Annotated in this window: 19 protein-coding genes; 13 read left to right on the forward strand and 6 right to left on the reverse strand. The window is 38.2% G+C overall.

The annotated features are described in order from the left end of the window. The first annotated feature begins 7 nt into the window (after positions 1–7). From ACFYKT_RS17670 to ACFYKT_RS17690, 5 genes are all read left to right on the forward strand, one after another. Entirely contained in the window at positions 8–1,414 is a 1,407-nt protein-coding gene (locus ACFYKT_RS17670; RefSeq protein WP_389222271.1) for an isochorismate synthase, read from the forward strand. Beyond that, positions 1,411–3,156 (forward strand): 2-succinyl-5-enolpyruvyl-6-hydroxy-3-cyclohexene-1-carboxylic-acid synthase, encoded by a 1,746-nt coding sequence (menD, locus tag ACFYKT_RS17675; protein WP_389222273.1) that lies wholly within the window; start codon positions 1,411–1,413, stop codon positions 3,154–3,156. Before ACFYKT_RS17670 ends, menD begins: the two co-directional genes overlap by 4 nt. Continuing rightward, positions 3,156–3,992 carry a 2-succinyl-6-hydroxy-2,4-cyclohexadiene-1-carboxylate synthase gene (gene menH, locus ACFYKT_RS17680; RefSeq protein ID WP_389222275.1) on the forward strand — a complete coding sequence of 279 codons (837 nt, stop codon included), beginning with the start codon at positions 3,156–3,158 and terminating at the stop codon, positions 3,990–3,992. Before menD ends, menH begins: the two co-directional genes overlap by 1 nt. A gap of 57 nt (positions 3,993–4,049) precedes the next feature. Beyond that, positions 4,050–4,871, forward strand: a complete 822-nt coding sequence (gene menB / locus ACFYKT_RS17685; RefSeq protein ID WP_389222277.1) for a 1,4-dihydroxy-2-naphthoyl-CoA synthase — start codon at positions 4,050–4,052, stop codon at positions 4,869–4,871. A gap of 148 nt (positions 4,872–5,019) precedes the next feature. Beyond that, entirely contained in the window at positions 5,020–6,492 is a 1,473-nt protein-coding gene (locus ACFYKT_RS17690; RefSeq protein ID WP_389222279.1) for an o-succinylbenzoate--CoA ligase, read from the forward strand. 218 nt (positions 6,493–6,710) lie between these two features. On the opposite strand, the gene ACFYKT_RS17695 is transcribed toward ACFYKT_RS17690, so the two are convergent. After that, a complete protein-coding gene (locus ACFYKT_RS17695; RefSeq protein WP_389222281.1) occupies positions 6,711–6,869 on the reverse strand; it encodes a DUF1540 domain-containing protein in 159 nt (52 codons plus the stop codon). A gap of 257 nt (positions 6,870–7,126) precedes the next feature. Continuing rightward, a complete protein-coding gene (locus ACFYKT_RS17700; protein WP_389222283.1) occupies positions 7,127–8,080 on the reverse strand; it encodes a metal ABC transporter solute-binding protein, Zn/Mn family in 954 nt (317 codons plus the stop codon). A 218-nt stretch (positions 8,081–8,298) separates the two neighbouring features. On the opposite strand from ACFYKT_RS17700, the gene ACFYKT_RS17705 reads away from it, so the two are divergent. Continuing rightward, on the forward strand, positions 8,299–8,862 hold the full coding sequence (locus ACFYKT_RS17705; RefSeq protein WP_389222285.1) for a beta-class carbonic anhydrase: 564 nt from the start codon (positions 8,299–8,301) through the stop codon (positions 8,860–8,862). Here ACFYKT_RS17705 and yidD read toward each other — a convergent pair. Then, on the reverse strand, positions 8,859–9,098 hold the full coding sequence (gene yidD, locus ACFYKT_RS17710) for a membrane protein insertion efficiency factor YidD (protein ID WP_389222287.1): 240 nt from the start codon (positions 9,096–9,098) through the stop codon (positions 8,859–8,861). The two genes, ACFYKT_RS17705 and yidD, sit on opposite strands and share 4 nt — an antisense overlap. Positions 9,099–9,251: 153 nt before the next feature. Between yidD and ACFYKT_RS17715 the strand changes: the two genes are divergently transcribed. After that, entirely contained in the window at positions 9,252–9,725 is a 474-nt protein-coding gene (locus ACFYKT_RS17715; RefSeq protein WP_389222289.1) for an S-ribosylhomocysteine lyase, read from the forward strand. A 36-nt stretch (positions 9,726–9,761) separates the two neighbouring features. Here the strand turns inward: ACFYKT_RS17715 and ytzI are convergent, their stop codons facing one another. Continuing rightward, complete coding sequence (gene ytzI, locus ACFYKT_RS17720) at positions 9,762–9,932, reverse strand: YtzI protein (RefSeq protein WP_389222291.1); 171 nt, start codon at positions 9,930–9,932, stop codon at positions 9,762–9,764. A 129-nt stretch (positions 9,933–10,061) separates the two neighbouring features. On the opposite strand from ytzI, the gene ACFYKT_RS17725 reads away from it, so the two are divergent. Further along, positions 10,062–10,499 (forward strand): Dps family protein, encoded by a 438-nt coding sequence (locus ACFYKT_RS17725; protein ID WP_389222293.1) that lies wholly within the window; start codon positions 10,062–10,064, stop codon positions 10,497–10,499. Positions 10,500–10,617: 118 nt separating this feature from the next. Here ACFYKT_RS17725 and ACFYKT_RS17730 read toward each other — a convergent pair whose 3' ends face one another. Further along, positions 10,618–10,875 (reverse strand): DUF6154 family protein, encoded by a 258-nt coding sequence (locus ACFYKT_RS17730; RefSeq protein ID WP_389222295.1) that lies wholly within the window; start codon positions 10,873–10,875, stop codon positions 10,618–10,620. A gap of 391 nt (positions 10,876–11,266) precedes the next feature. Here ACFYKT_RS17730 and ACFYKT_RS17735 point away from each other — a divergent pair, with 391 nt between their 5' ends. Continuing rightward, positions 11,267–11,593: a hydrolase gene (locus tag ACFYKT_RS17735; RefSeq protein ID WP_389222297.1), complete on the forward strand. Its 327-nt coding sequence runs from the start codon at positions 11,267–11,269 to the stop codon at positions 11,591–11,593. Between the two features lie 38 nt (positions 11,594–11,631). Here the strand turns inward: ACFYKT_RS17735 and ACFYKT_RS17740 are convergent, their stop codons facing one another. Further along, on the reverse strand, positions 11,632–12,507 hold the full coding sequence (locus ACFYKT_RS17740) for a DUF6612 family protein (RefSeq protein ID WP_389222299.1): 876 nt from the start codon (positions 12,505–12,507) through the stop codon (positions 11,632–11,634). Between the two features lie 179 nt (positions 12,508–12,686). Between ACFYKT_RS17740 and ytkD the strand changes: the two genes are divergently transcribed. The 4 genes from ytkD to ACFYKT_RS17760 all read left to right on the forward strand — a co-directional run bounded on the left by ytkD (position 12,687) and on the right by ACFYKT_RS17760 (position 15,176). Then, positions 12,687–13,154, forward strand: a complete 468-nt coding sequence (ytkD, locus tag ACFYKT_RS17745) for an RNA deprotection pyrophosphohydrolase (protein WP_389222301.1) — start codon at positions 12,687–12,689, stop codon at positions 13,152–13,154. Between the two features lie 15 nt (positions 13,155–13,169). Continuing rightward, positions 13,170–13,958 (forward strand): helix-turn-helix domain-containing protein, encoded by a 789-nt coding sequence (locus ACFYKT_RS17750; protein WP_389222303.1) that lies wholly within the window; start codon positions 13,170–13,172, stop codon positions 13,956–13,958. 125 nt (positions 13,959–14,083) lie between these two features. Then, the gene (locus ACFYKT_RS17755; protein ID WP_389222305.1) at positions 14,084–14,482 is read left to right on the forward strand and encodes a GyrI-like domain-containing protein; all 399 of its coding nucleotides are present in this window, start codon (positions 14,084–14,086) and stop codon (positions 14,480–14,482) included. Between the two features lie 133 nt (positions 14,483–14,615). Continuing rightward, positions 14,616–15,176 (forward strand): sugar O-acetyltransferase, encoded by a 561-nt coding sequence (locus tag ACFYKT_RS17760; RefSeq protein ID WP_389222307.1) that lies wholly within the window; start codon positions 14,616–14,618, stop codon positions 15,174–15,176. Positions 15,177–15,328 lie beyond the last annotated feature (152 nt).

Consider the following 15,328-nt stretch of genomic DNA (forward strand, 5'->3'; position numbering starts at 1 on the left):
GATTTTTTTGGTTACGATACAAGAAACGGAACTAAAAGAAGGGATCCTTGACGCGATTCAGAGGGCAAAAGCTTCATCTAAACCCGTTTTAGTAAGTGAAGTACAGGAAATTAACCATATCGAACCTCTTTCTTTTTTCGCGGCAGGACATGAGCTTTTTTTGGGCGAACGTTTTTTCTGGAAGGACCCATCCGATGAAACTTTCATAGTCGGATTAGGAATATGTAAACAAATTCAATCGGATCAGGCTGCTGACCGCTTTTTTCATGTTGAAGAAGAGTGGAATAGCTTTATCCAAGATGCTATCATTTATAATCGTTTTCAATTGAATGGTGTCGGGCCATTAATGTTTGGCGGCTTTTCTTTTGACCCAATTAAAGAGAAAACAAAGCTATGGGCTAAATATTCGGATTCACTTTTTCATATTCCAAGATTTATGTACAGTGTAATAAATGGGCAAGCTTTTTTAACAACAAATGTTGTTTGTACTCAAAATGATGATCTCTCTCTTGTTGAGATTGTTCGAGGAGAACGAGAATCACTCTTTTCACTGTTAACAGCTGATAGATATCAAGAAAATTACGAATTAGTAAGTGAAAAGGAAATTAAGCCTAATGAATGGAAGGAAACCGTTTCAGCGATTACAAATGAATTGAAAAAAGGACCGTTGAAAAAGGTTGTTCTAGCAAGAGAAACAAGATTATTGTTCAATAAATTTATTCAAACGGAACAAGTCTTGGAAAATTTATTAAAGCTTCAGCGAGAGAGTTTTGTGTTTGCATTTGAATCAAATGGGGACTGTTTTATCGGGGCTTCTCCAGAACGACTTGTTAAGAAAAGTGGAACAAGCTTTCTTACGACATGTCTTGCCGGTTCAATTGCAAGAGGGAAAACAGAAGAAGAAGATCAGCTGTTAGGAAAGACATTGTTAGCAGATCCAAAGAATTTAATCGAACATCAATACGTTGTCCAGATGATTAAAGAAGCAATGGGTACGGTATGTGAAGAAGTGACATTGCCTAAAAAGACACAATTGCTGAAAATGAGAGATATTCAGCATTTATATACGCCGGTTATAGGAAAGGCAAAGAAAGATACATCCTTGCTATTATTGGTTGATCGTTTGCATCCAACCCCTGCATTAGGGGGGCTGCCGAAAGAGCAGGCAGTCGAGAAAATTAGAGAAGTTGAGGATTTGGATCGCGGTTTTTATGGTGCTCCATTAGGCTGGGTGGATTATCAGAGAAATGGTGAATTTGCTGTATCGATTCGTTCAGGTCTCATTCAGGGAGATGAGGTTTCTATCTTTGCAGGATGTGGAGTTGTCGAAGATTCAAATCCAGATAGTGAATATATAGAAACGAAAATTAAATTTCGACCGATGCTAACGGCACTTGGAGGGGTAAAACAATGAGTCATCAAGAGTCTTTAACCTCTTATATCGCTGCTTTTGTTTCTGAATTATATAAAAATGGGGTAGAGGATGTTGTAGTGAGTCCTGGTTCAAGATCTACCCCAATGGCAATGATCATTCATGAGCATCCAGAACTTCGTGTACATATTCATGTAGACGAACGTTCGGCTGCCTTTTTTGCGTTAGGAATTGCGAAGGCCACGAAAAGGCCAGTAGCGATTCTATGTACATCAGGCACTGCAGCTGCAAACTACTTTCCAGCTATTGTAGAAGCAAAAATAGCACGGGTTCCTTTATTGGTTTTGACTGCTGATCGCCCGCATGAATTAAGGGATGTAGGTGCACCGCAAGCCATTGACCAAATTCATCTCTATGGAAATCATGTGAAATGGTTTGTTGAAATGGCGCCGCCTGAAAAATCAGAAGAAATGATTCGCTACGCACGTACTGTTTGCGCGAGAGCTGCAAGTACTGCCCTGAGCTCACCGGCTGGACCTGTTCATCTGAACTTTCCATTCAGGGAGCCCTTAATTCCACAATTAGATCGTGCTGATTTATTTGAGATGAATGAACGTTCGAAGGGTTATGTGAAAATTCAGGCTGGAGAATTGGCCTTAAATGTGGAGCAATACAAAGAAATGGCAGAAAGTATGCATGCATATAAGCGAGGAATTATTGTTTGTGGAGCAATTGAAACAGATGGATTTGCCGAAGCAGTAACAAGTCTTGCCAAGAAGCTTGGGTTTCCGATTCTTGCAGACCCTCTATCACAGCTAAGAAGTGGCAAGCATGATGGAAGCCATATCATTGATACATACGATACGTTTCTAAAAAATGAAGAGGCAAAGAAGTTTTTGAAACCAAATCTTATTATTCGTTTTGGTGCATTGCCTGTTTCTAAGCCGTTAACCATATTCCTTAAGGAAAACCATGATGTCCGCCAATTTGTTGTTGATGGTGGGGGTGGATGGCGTGATCCGGGGATGATCTCTTCAGAAATGATTTATTGCCATGAAACACATTTATGTGAATCCATAGAAGTGTTTGTTGAACAAGTGAATGATTCAAGCTTCTTTGAAAAATGGGATGAGATCAATCAATTAACACGCAAGAGTTTAGCGGAAATTAATGAACTAGCTGTGTTAAGTGAAGGGAAGTTATTCTATCAGTTAGCTGACCAGCTCCCAGAAGGAGCAACCTTATTCGTTGGCAACAGTATGCCAATTAGAGATTTAGATACTTTTTTTCATTTCAATGATAAATCTATAAGAATCATGGCAAACCGTGGCGCGAATGGAATTGACGGTACGATTTCAACTGCTTTAGGTGCAGGAACATGCTTACAGCCACTTTATTTAGTACTAGGGGATCTCACTTTTTTCCATGATTTAAATGGCTTAATTGCGGCTAAACAATATGGAATCGATATTCATATCCTTCTCATTAATAATAATGGTGGTGGAATCTTTTCATTTCTTCCGCAAGCCAGCCATCCGAAGAACTTTGAAAGCCTATTTGGAACACCATTGGATTTGGAATTCGAGCATGCTGTGAAAATGTATGGTGGACAATATGAATTAATTTCTGATTGGGATCATTTTTCGAAAGTGCTTGCAGGTGAAAACTCAGGCTTAACAGTCATGGAAATTAAAACAAATAGAAATCGAAATATAGCAGAGCATCGCGAACGCTGGGATGCCGTTTCCCGGGAAATTAGTCGATTATTGGAAGAGAAGCACTGATGGATTTTGTCATCGATGGTCTTCGTTATTATGTCGACTTATGGGATTCTCCTACCAGTAATCAAGATAATGCCTTTCCATTGTTACTTCTTCACGGCTTTACAGGCAGCGCTTCTTCTTGGAGGAAATTTGAGACTCAGTGGAGTTCTGCTTCAAAAGTATTTGCGATAGATATTGTAGGGCATGGAAGAACAGATTCACCTTTGGAAACTTCAAGATATAATATTGAATCTGTGGCAAAGGATTTAAATGAGCTCATGGACCGGATGGGAATGGAGCAAGCTGACATTCTTGGTTATTCTATGGGAGGCAGGCTAGCCCTAACATTTGCGATTAACTATCCTGAAAGAGTAAGAAAGTTAATCTTAGAAAGTTCTTCCCCTGGACTTGAAAAAGAAGCAGAGCGAGAAGCAAGAAGAATTCAAGATGAAAAACTAGCCACACGAATTCAGCAAGATGGTATTCAATCATTTGTTGATTATTGGGAAGACATTCCGCTTTTTCAAAGTCAAAAGCAACTACCTGAAAATGTCCGCAGTGAAATTAGAAATGAGCGGTTAGGGAATTCAGCCATCGGTTTAATCAATAGCCTCAAAGGAATGGGCACGGGAGTTCAGCCTTCTTGGTGGGATAAGCTAGAAGGCTATGTGGGGCCGACACTTTTGTTAACAGGAAGCTTAGATGAGAAGTTTTGTGAAATAGCAAAGAAGATGCAGCAACACTTGAAAAATGCATCTTTTATCACGATATTGGAATGTGGACATTCAATACATGTGGAGAAACCAAAAATATTTGGTACAATAGTAAATGAATTCTTGTTGAATGACAAAGGGTGAGTTTTCATAGCCCTTTTAAATGAGAGAAGAACGAAATATAAAAAGGAGGATTCTGTTATGTCAGCAGTAGAATGGATTGCCGCACGTCAATATCAAGAAATTATGTATGAAACATACAACGGAATCGCAAAGATTACTATTAATCGTCCAGAAAAGCATAATGCGTTTACACCGAGAACGGTTATGGAATTAATTGATGCTTTCGCTTATGCACGTGATGATTCAAATGTAGGTGTCATCATTTTAACAGGTGCAGGAGATCGAGCTTTTTGTTCAGGTGGAGATCAATCTGTCCGTGGACATGGTGGATATGTGGGGGATGACCAAATTCCTCGCTTGAATGTTCTTGATCTACAGCGTTTAATTCGTGTAATTCCTAAGCCAGTTGTTGCAATGGTTAAGGGATATGCGATCGGCGGAGGTCATGTATTACATATTGTTTGTGATTTAACAATCGCTGCGGATAATGCTGTATTCGGTCAAACTGGCCCGAAAGTTGGCAGCTTTGATGCAGGATATGGTTCTGGTTATTTGGCGAGAATTGTCGGCCACAAAAAAGCACGTGAAATTTGGTATTTATGCCGTCAGTACAATGCACAAGAAGCATTAGATATGGGTCTTGTTAACACTGTTGTTCCTCTTGAGCAGGTGGAAGAGGAGACAATTAAATGGTGTGAAGAAATGCTTGAAAAGAGCCCAACTGCCCTACGCTTCTTAAAAGCTGCATTCAATGCTGATACAGATGGACTTGCTGGTATTCAGCAATTTGCTGGGGATGCGACATTGCTTTACTATACAACAGATGAAGCAAAAGAAGGACGCGACGCATTCAAAGAAAAGCGCAAGCCAGACTTTGGTCAATTCCCTCGTTTCCCTTAATACTGTAAGGTGAACAAACGATAAACTTTACTTACTGCAGCTTGATGGTCATGCCATCAGGCTGTTTTTATCTTAGAAAAAATAAGGTATTTGCAAAATAAATCTAAGATATGCAAGAAAAAAGGATTTCTGCTAAGGAGGTGCAGATATGACTAATCAAGTAATGCCCAATTTTATAATAAAGCGAGTTTCTCTTACTCCACAAAGAGAAGCAGTCCGTTTCGAGGGAAAAAAATATACATTTTCTGAGCTTTACGAAAAATCTTATCAAATGGCCGGTCAATTGTCGGGGATGGGCTTGAAAAAAGGGCAGTATGCAGGGGTTTTATTAAATAATCATGTGGATACTGTATGTATCTACTTAGCATTCCAGCTGCTAGGATTGCGGGCTGTCATTCTAAATAATCGATTAACAGCAGATGAGCTTGCTTGGCAAATAAATGATTCTAAGGCAGCCTTTTTGGTAACAGAGAATGTCTTTTTATCCAAATGGGAAGTATTAAACGAATTGCTTCCGAAGGTGAAAACAATATTAAAAGAAGAGCTGGCTGAAACAGATTTTATAGAACCCGCTATTGTTGAGGAAATAAATCTTGATGATATTTGTACGATCATGTATACATCTGGAACAACAGGACATCCGAAAGGGGTGCTCCAAACATATGGGAATCATTGGTGGAGTGCAGTGGGATCTGCCCTAAATCTTGGGCTTTCAGAGAAGGATTGTTGGCTTTGTACTGTTCCTCTCTTTCATATTAGCGGCTATTCCATTCTTATGCGAAGCATCATTTATGGGATGAAGATGGTTATTCTTGAAACCTTTAACGAAAGAGCCGTTATTGAAATCATCCGAAGTGAAAAAGTGACTATTATGTCGGTCGTCAGTACAATGCTTAATCGAATAGAAGCAGAGTTAAAAGATAATCTGCCAGCTGAATTCCGCTGTATGCTGTTAGGGGGCGGGCCAGCGCCGAAATCCTTGCTTGAGAAATGTGTGTCGAAGCAAATTCCAGTATTTCAAACATACGGAATGACAGAAACCTCTTCCCAAATCGTCACACTTTCACCAGAGCATAGTTTAAGCAAACTAAGCTCTGCAGGTAAGCCTCTTTTTCCTTCTCAGTTAAAAATTATCGATATCAATGGAAATGAAACGGCACCAAAAGTTGCAGGTGAAATTGCTGTGAAGGGTCCGAATGTGACTATCGGTTATTTAAATCGGGAAAAAGAGACTTCAGAAAAAATGATGAATGGTTGGCTTTCCACAGGAGATATTGGCTATTTGGATGAGGAAGGATTCTTATATGTTCTGGATCGTCGTTCGGATTTAATTATCTCAGGTGGAGAGAATGTGTATCCAGCTGAAATTGAAGGGATACTGGTTTCCCATCCGGCAATTATGGATGCCGGTGTTATTGGTATAAAGGATGATGAGTGGGGAGAAATTCCAATTGCTTTTATTGCAGCAAATAGTGAGTTAAGTGAAGAGGCAATATTTGAATTCTGCAGGCAAAAGTTAGCGAAATATAAGGTGCCAAAACAACTGAATTTCATCGCAGAAATTCCTAGGAATGCATCTAAAAAGATAATGCGCAGAGAACTTCGTAAATTAGTTGAATGAACTGGAACATATTTGAAAGGTAAGCAGGCCTGCAGCATTTCTGTGCAGTGCCTGCCGAGTTATTTTTGTCTAGCTCAGCGCCTATCGCCTATCAAACTTCAGGTCCCCTCCGCAACGATTTCGTCAACATCGGTTCGCTGTCGCAAACCGTGTTTCCTTTATCGCTGTCGTTGTCCCTTCCAGTTTGTACGGCAATGATCAAGGCGCTTGCGCTTTTCTTAAGAATACTCTGGTTCAAAGGTTTGACAATCAGTTTCGCGGCTATTTTCAGCCGTGTCACCTTTATGACTGACTACATAAATTTGTTCAGCCCCACACTTATTGCCTCTTTCCCAGAATGTACAATTATTCACTTCACATAGAACATCTTTTGCCATTTCGCGTCACTCCCTAGTAGAAAATTTTATGCGATTCGACAAAGCTCAAGTGGTGCTGCTTCCCAGCTTCCTATAAAGTGGTATGCTGTCACCCTTATTAGATTGTGAATGATTGTTCGATTCAATTCGTTCCAATTGAAGGCAAGGCAGGCTCTCTATTGGCAAAATTGAAAAAGCCTCCAAATCTGGAGGCTAAGTTTTACCGAGGAATAACGTGCTGTAATAATCGCTTGATTGTTAGTTTGAACTTCTTTAGATTATTCGTTTAATGCCGTTTCAAGTGCTTGTAAATTACCTTCCATAAGGGAAAGATACGTTCTATTGTCACTAATATCTTCGTCCGTTAATACAGATAAATTATGAAGTACAAGTGGTTGAGCTCCAAGTTCTTTTTGAATAATTTCCGTTAATTTAGAGCTGACGTTTTGCTCGAAGAATACATATTTTACTTGATGTTTTTTACCTTCAGAAATAATTTTTTCAAGATCCTTTTGGGTTGGCTCACTAGAGGAGTTCAATCCTGCAACGCTAATTTGCTGCAAGCCAAATCGTTTTTCCCAATAGCCAAAGGCAGAGTGAGAAACAATGATCTCTTTATGTTTTGCTTCATGAATGGTCTGCTCAAACTTTTTGTTTAGTTCTTCCAGTTCTTTAGCTAATTTTTGATAATTTGCTTCGAATTCCTCTTTATGTTCAGGCATTTTAACAGTTAATTCATTCATAATTGCCTCAGCTAAATCCTTTGCATAAAGCGGGTCAAGCCATACATGTGGATCAATATCTCCATGATGATGACCATCATCCTCATGCTCATGTTCATGATCTTCATCTTCATCCGTTTGATTAGGCTCAATATGGACATTTTCCCCTGCGCCAAGCAAGGTCACTTTTTCATTTTCTAATGTCTTTTGTGCTTTATCAACAAAACCTTCTAATCCAAGTCCAATATAAACAAAAAGATCCGCTTCAGCTAATTTCATCATATCCTTTTGTGTCGGCTCGAATGTATGTTCATCAGCTCCTGGTGGATACACCGTTTTTGTTTCAACGTAATCCCCGCCAATTCGATCTGTAAAATACTGCAAAGGATAGACCGTTGTATAAATAGAAAGTTTACCGCTGTTGTCATTCTTGCTCTCTTTATTTACGTCTGTACATCCCGTTAGGAACAGACCAATCAATAGTATTAAAAGTAATAATAGCTTTTTCATAATTTCCCCTTCCCTTTAAACAAATCGTATCTATTACGGTTTATTGAAGAAAAAAATAACTTTTTAGTTATAAAAAGTAAGGTAATCCGTAACCATTCCGATTCCAAAAGTAATTTTACAAAAAAAATGACTAAAAATCAAGGATTAAATTTGTTTGTGTAAACAGTATTCGGTATTCTTAAATTAGTGAAATCAAAAAAATGTTAGGAGTAAAGCATATGAAACTACTTGATGAAATATTAGATTATAACAACCAATTTGTAGAAGAAAAAAAATACGTAGAATTTGCAACAACCAAGTTGCCTAATAAACGAATGGTTGTACTAACTTGTATGGATACGCGTTTAGTGGAACTCCTGCCAAGAGCATTGAATGTGAAAAATGGAGATATAAAGCTTGTTAAAAATGCTGGTGCCCTTGTTACACACCCGTTTGGGAGTATTATGAGGAGTTTGCTTGTTGCTGTATATGAACTGCAGGCAGAAGAGGTATTAATTATTGGCCACCACGATTGTGGAATGAGTGGGATGAAGCCAGATGGCATCATGGAAAATATGAGGAAACGCGGGAAATCTGAAGCCGCTCTTGATACCATTACATACTCTGGTGTTGACGTTAGGGAATGGCTTAGAGGCTTTGAGAATGTCGAGGAAAGTGTTGCACATAGTGTTCGAATGGTAAAGAAGCATCCGTTAATGCCAAATGATGTTCCTGTCCATGGCCTAGTTATCCACCCTGATACGGGAAAATTAGATTTGGTTGTTAATGGATATGAAGACTAATCGTTTTTCTTTTTAGGTGATTTCTCAGGAACTGGATCGAATCCACCTGGGTGAAATGGATGACATTTCAAAATCCTTTTAACAGCAAGCCAGCCACCTTTAATCGCTCCAAAGCGTTTGACGGATTCAAGTCCATAATGAGAGCAAGTAGGATAGAATCGGCAAGTAGGGGGCTTTAGTGGCGATATCACGATTTGATAAAAGCGAATGAAGCCAATCATTATTTTTTTCAGCATGTCCACCATTCCAATCATTTTTCTAAAGGATGCTAATGTAAAAGATAGCATATATATGATTATTAGTCGAAAAAAATAAATTCCTTATATTACTGATGTATTTACTCGGAATTTAAGTTATAATTAGAGAAGAATTTTTAAAGGAGTGGTAGCATGCCTTCAGTTGAAAGCTTTGAATTAGATCATCATGCAGTTAAAGCACCATATGTTAGACACTGTGGAGTTCATAAGGTCGGGACAGATGGAGTTGTGAATAAATTTGATATTCGTTTTTGCCAGCCTAATAAACAGGCAATGAAACCTGATGCCATCCATACATTAGAGCATCTTCTAGCCTTTAATATCCGTACGTTTTCAGAACCATATGACCATTTCGATATCATTGATATTTCTCCAATGGGCTGTCAGACAGGCTTCTACTTAGTCGTAAGCGGTGAGCCAACTGTTGAAGAGATCATTGATTTGCTTGATAAAACAATGAAAGCGGCAGTTGAAATCACAGACATCCCAGCTGCTAATGAAAAGCAATGCGGCCAGGCAAAGCTTCATGACTTAGAAGGAGCAAAACGCTTAATGCGCTTCTGGCTTGAGCAATCAAAGGAAGACTTGAAGCAAGTATTTGCCTAAAAATATAGCATAAAAAAACCAGGCTGACGCTATGAATCAGTCTGGTTTTTTTGTGGCTTCATGTTCCGATTCACTTTGACTAGTATACGGATTTTCATCTATTGAATCTACTTTGTGCTTGTACGTATACGCTTTAGATGTTGTAATCACAGAAAGAAAAATAACAATCGCAATAATAATCACCGAAACAACTATAATGGCAACCATGAGCAATCCTCCTTTGCTATATCTAGTTTAACATGAAATCCGCTTCATTTGATGAATGTTATTCATGAAGCTATTCAAGTGTTTAGGATGATTTACGTAAGGGTAATATAAAAATGGGAGGATGATTGCATGAGTGATAAATTAATCCAATCTGTGAATAAGCAAGTGGCCAACTGGACCGTTCTGTATGTGAAGCTTCATAATTACCATTGGTATATTAAAGGACGGCATTTCTTCACCCTTCATGAAAAGTTTGAGGAGTTATACAATGAAGCGAATCAGCATATTGATGAATTGGCTGAGAGAATCCTTTCACTTGAAGGTAGCCCTGTTGCAACGATGAAAGAGTGCCTAGAAATGGCTTCTATAGAAGAGGCTTCAGGAACTGAGAAAGAGGAAGACATGGTTAAGTCCATCTGTGCTGACTTTGTAAAAATGGCGGACGAGCTCCAAGAGGGGATTCAGTTAGCAGAGGAAGCAAACGATGAAGGTACTGGCGATATGCTTATTGCCATTAAGCAAAGCTTGAAAAAACATATTTGGATGCTAAAGGCATACTTAGGCTAATACGTAATAAAAGGGATGATTCAGTTCGTGGCAAATGGCCTGCGAAGATGAATCATCCCTTTTTGTGAAATAAATTAAATGTTGGTTATCTTACTTCATATGTATAATATTAGGAATGTTAATGTATATTTCGCGGTTGAATAGTCGAGTTCCTTTGCTGTCTAAAATCCTCGCTTGCGAATTTTCCTTTTAAGCTCTCAATTAAATAAAGTCCCATTAAATCGTATAGTTCCTGGTTATTTAAATCGTTGATCATGCTTAATAAATCTTCTCGGTCCATTTCCTCTAAAAAGGCAAATGCTAACATGTCGATGTCTTCTTCATCTCCAGTAAGCTTATTCCGATAAAGTTCGTATAATTCATCAATGATCTTCATGAACTTCACCTCCCCAAATTTGTTTTTATTTCTTTATTGTATACTTTTTTAATACCCATGATGATAAAAAATAATCTTTATCCTGCTTCTTTTTTTGAAAGATAAGAAAGTATAACTTTTGAGTCAGAGAATTGTCTAGCTCCAGCGCCTATCAAACTTCAGGTCTCCTCCCTACGATAAGTCAACATCGGTTCGCTACCGCAAACCGTGTTTCCTTTATCTCAGTCGAAGCCCTTCCAGTTTGTACGGCGATGATCAAGGCGCTTACGCTTTTCTTTCTCGCTGATGTGTAAATTTAGTATATGTCATTTTCGCAAGAATGATTGCAAGTTCGCATAATTTTAATCAAATTGTGGGAAACGATAAGTAATGATGAAAAGGGGATGACAGGATGGAAGGACATAAAAAAGCGTATTATATTACAGTTGCACAAGGGGAAATCACACAAAGTGCGACAGATTCACCGTGGGATTTCAAAATTGAGGCAACAGATGCTGAGATTCTTGCGTTACGAGAATATTTTAATCAAAATTATGGGACGGAATGGGCGGGTTTCTGGAGAGCACATGTCCCATTTGTAGAATACCATCATGATAAGGCAAATGATCAGTATGATGAAACGATTAAAAAAGTATACGGAATGATCTATCAGCTTGGAGATGAAGAAGCACGGAATCATATAGAAAGCATGGGGATTTTAAAGGATGAGGAAGATTAAGAAGAGGAAATCGGCATACCAGCCGATTTCCTAAAACTTTAAAGGCCCATTTCTACAGCAGAATCAATGACTTCTTGAGGAACGGTGACCGTTTCAATCTTGTTATGGTTAGAATATTGGCCTTTCATTTGTTGCTTCATTGCGATGGTTTGACCTTCGATTGTCATTTCCATATCCATATTCATATTTAAGGCAACTGGATAAAATGTAGTTTTGTCGATAAGAATTTCATAATCAACTGCATGAATTTTCATATTCCCTAGGATGTCTTCTTGAGCCATTTCAGGCGGCAATTGCTCTGCAGCCGTTTCTTTAATGAAGTCATTAAACTTATCGCCTGATGCTTTTAATTTAAGTATATAATGATTTGAATCTTGCTCAAAAGTGAAATCATCTACAAATTTTTGCAATTTCTTCAGTTCTTCACTCGGATTGGATTGATTGCCTGACATTTGAAGGAAGGTATCTGTCATTTCTTGCGGGAACTTCATCCACTGATTAGCTGACGGTTCGTAGAAAAACATTCCATCCTTTGAGAAGTAACTCTCAGTTTCAAAAGACTCTGACTCCTCACCCATGGACATCTTCATTTTTTGATAGAAGGCCATTGGCTCTGTAACGATGTTCATATCAATAACAGAAGCTGTTTTGATATTCATCTCTTCTTGATCGGAGCTCATATCTTGGACCATATCCATTTTTACCGAAAAGCTTTTTAAACTTTCGGAAGCCTCGGTGGATTTATTCATAACTTCCTCTAACGTCAATTCAGATGGCTTTTCTTCAGCTTCTTCAACCTTTGGGGCTTTTTCATTATTTGTTGCTGAATCATTCACAGGCTTAGCTGTTTCATTACATGCCGTTAACATAAAAACCAATAAAAGGCCTGTAAGAATGGAAAGTGATTTTTTCAATACGGGACACTCCTTTTTTGTTTATTCTCTTAGTTTACGATAAAAAAATAGTAAAAGATTCAAAAAATTGTAATTTACTACTTTTTTCATAAGAGAAAAATTTGGAAGATGTCATTAGTCACACTATTAATTTCACTGTATAATTAGAGGACGGATTATGAATGAAATGAGGAATTAAGATGGAAACGTTTATTGATGCAAATGGGGGATTAGTCAAATTATCATTTGCTCGGCATGCATTTGCTAAACAGCCAGAGCATGTTCTTGTTCTTTGTAGAAGCGGCAAGGAGTGGCTGCTTACGAACCATAAGGAAAGGGGACTTGAATTTCCAGGGGGAAAGCTTGAAAAAGGGGAAACATTGGAAGAGGCGGCCTGTCGAGAAGTAATGGAGGAAACAGGGGCCAGTTTAAAGAGGCTAAGGTATATTGGTGAATATGAAGTGACTTTTGAAGAAAAGACTTTTGTTAAGGCGATATTCTATGGGGAAGTAGATAAAATGATGGAAACTCTACATTATTTTGAAACGGAAGGTCCAGTACTTGTCTCAGGAAATATTTTAGATTTAAGGTGGGGGGAGGAATATAGCTTTATTATGAAGGATCAGGTGATTGAAAGAAGTATTCTAAAGCTAGGTGATTTGGATTAGAAGAGGGGGGTGTCCATGTTATATGTCAAACCAGATTCGTTTATACTAAAACCTGCATTTGCAACCATCCATTGTGAACCAAACTGGCAATGGAGAAAACGGAATCAACCACTCCCTAACTATGATTTGTTTTATGTATGGAGTGGAATAGGTACCGTGAATCTTAATGGAAAGTCGTATAATGCACAAAAAGGAAGCTGTTTTCTATTTAAGCCTGGTGATTGGACCACGGCCACCCACGATCCGCAGCATCCGCTCGTGTTAAGCTATATCCATTTTGATTTGAATGAAACCCCTGAACTGGTGCCAAAGGCATATCGGGTGATTCAAGATCCTATCCCTTTTGAGTCATTGTTAACACGTTATATTCGCTTGTTTTTGGTAAAAACCTTTGGAGCAGAAATTGAAGCACAGCTGATTTTAAAGCAATTAATGATTCACTTGTTAAGAGAAGAGCGTGAAAAAGAAAAACGGCTGGAGCATTCAAGCAATGATCTATTAGAGACGATTCGTGAAACGGCCAATTTTATTCAACAGCACCCAGGTGTCCCACATTCGATCGAAAGCTTAGCAATAAGAGCCAATCTTTCCCCACGTTATTTCTCCCAGAAATTCAAAGAAATTATTGGGCATACGGTTAGGAACTATATTATCCGTTCTCGAATCAATCGAGCGGAGCACTTGCTCCATAATATGGGGATGACCGTAACCGAAGCCGCAGATGCGCTCGGCTACAATGATCTTCATTTCTTCAGCAGGCAATTTAAAAAATATACTGGGAAGAATCCGTCAGAAATACGGTAAAAAGCCAAACTCTTTTCAAATTCCAGGAGTTTGGCTTTTTTATATGTAGCCTCCGACAAAGGAAGGAAATAATAGTTTTTTTATGGAATTATCTAGATAAATAAAGTTTGGAGGGAAAAAACCTTATGAAATTAACAATTATTAATGGTGTACGAACGAATAACTTTAATGATAACCTTTTGATGCAAAAGATTGCAGGATTGTGGAAAGAGGCTTCTGATCATCTAACTAACCAAGACTTCATTGTTTACGGTGTCTATCATGATTACGAGAGTGATTATAAAGGTGATTATACATTAAGCATTGCTATGGAAGATAGCAAAAGCGAACCGTCATTGGAAATACCGAATAACGCTAAATATGAAGTCTTCAATGTGGACACATCAGAAGAACAAGGCATTATAAACACTTGGAAAAAGATATGGGAACGTGAGAATTTAGGTACATTGAATAGAGAATACACATACGATTTTGAGAAATATTATCCCAATGGAGATATTGAGATTTACATAGCAATAAAATAATTCAAAAGGGCATCGATTAGTCTATTGGAGAAACTAATAGAGATGGGGTTCTCTTTATTTTTATAGATAAATAACTTTTCGATTCAAAATGATAGTATTGAAACATATAATATCCCAAAAGGAAGATGTACGGATGAGAACTGAAAAGGAGAAAATGTTGGCCGGAGAAATGTATGATCCTGCTGATCCAGTATTATTAAAGGAACGTATGGAAGCAAGGCGCAAGGTTAGGATATATAATCAAACGTTAGAAACTGAAGGGGAAAAGCGAACAAAATTATTAAAGGAATTACTTGGCTCCACTGGGGAGGACGTATATATGGAGCCCAAAATACGTTTCGACTACGGGTACAACACATATGTAGGAGAGAACTTCTTTGCCAACTTCGACTGTACGATTTTAGATGTTTGTGAAGTCCGATTTGGGGATAATTGTATGCTTGCACCTGGGGTACAAATATATACTGCAACACATCCGCTTCATCCAGATGAACGTAATTCAGGTAAAGAATATGGAAAACCGATTACTTTTGGAAACAATGTGTGGATTGGCGGAAGTGCAGTAATCAACCCAGGTGTAACGATTGGTAACAATGTAGTTATTGCTTCTGGAGCAGTAGTCATTAAAGATATACCAGATAACGTTGTAGTTGGCGGTAATCCAGCAAAAGTAATTAAAAATATTGAAATCTAATCGAGGGGCTATCCAATAAGTAAATTATTGGATAGCCCCTTATTTTTTCTCCTTTAATTATGTAAAAAAGTGCAAAAATTTAATTAATGGGTGTAAATCCAAATGGCCTTTAGAGTGATAAGATGTATCATAACCTTTTAGATTAGCAGCCA

The organism is Cytobacillus mangrovibacter, assembly GCF_042865275.1.
Taxonomy (GTDB): Bacteria; Bacillota; Bacilli; order Bacillales; family Cytobacillaceae; genus Cytobacillus; species Cytobacillus mangrovibacter.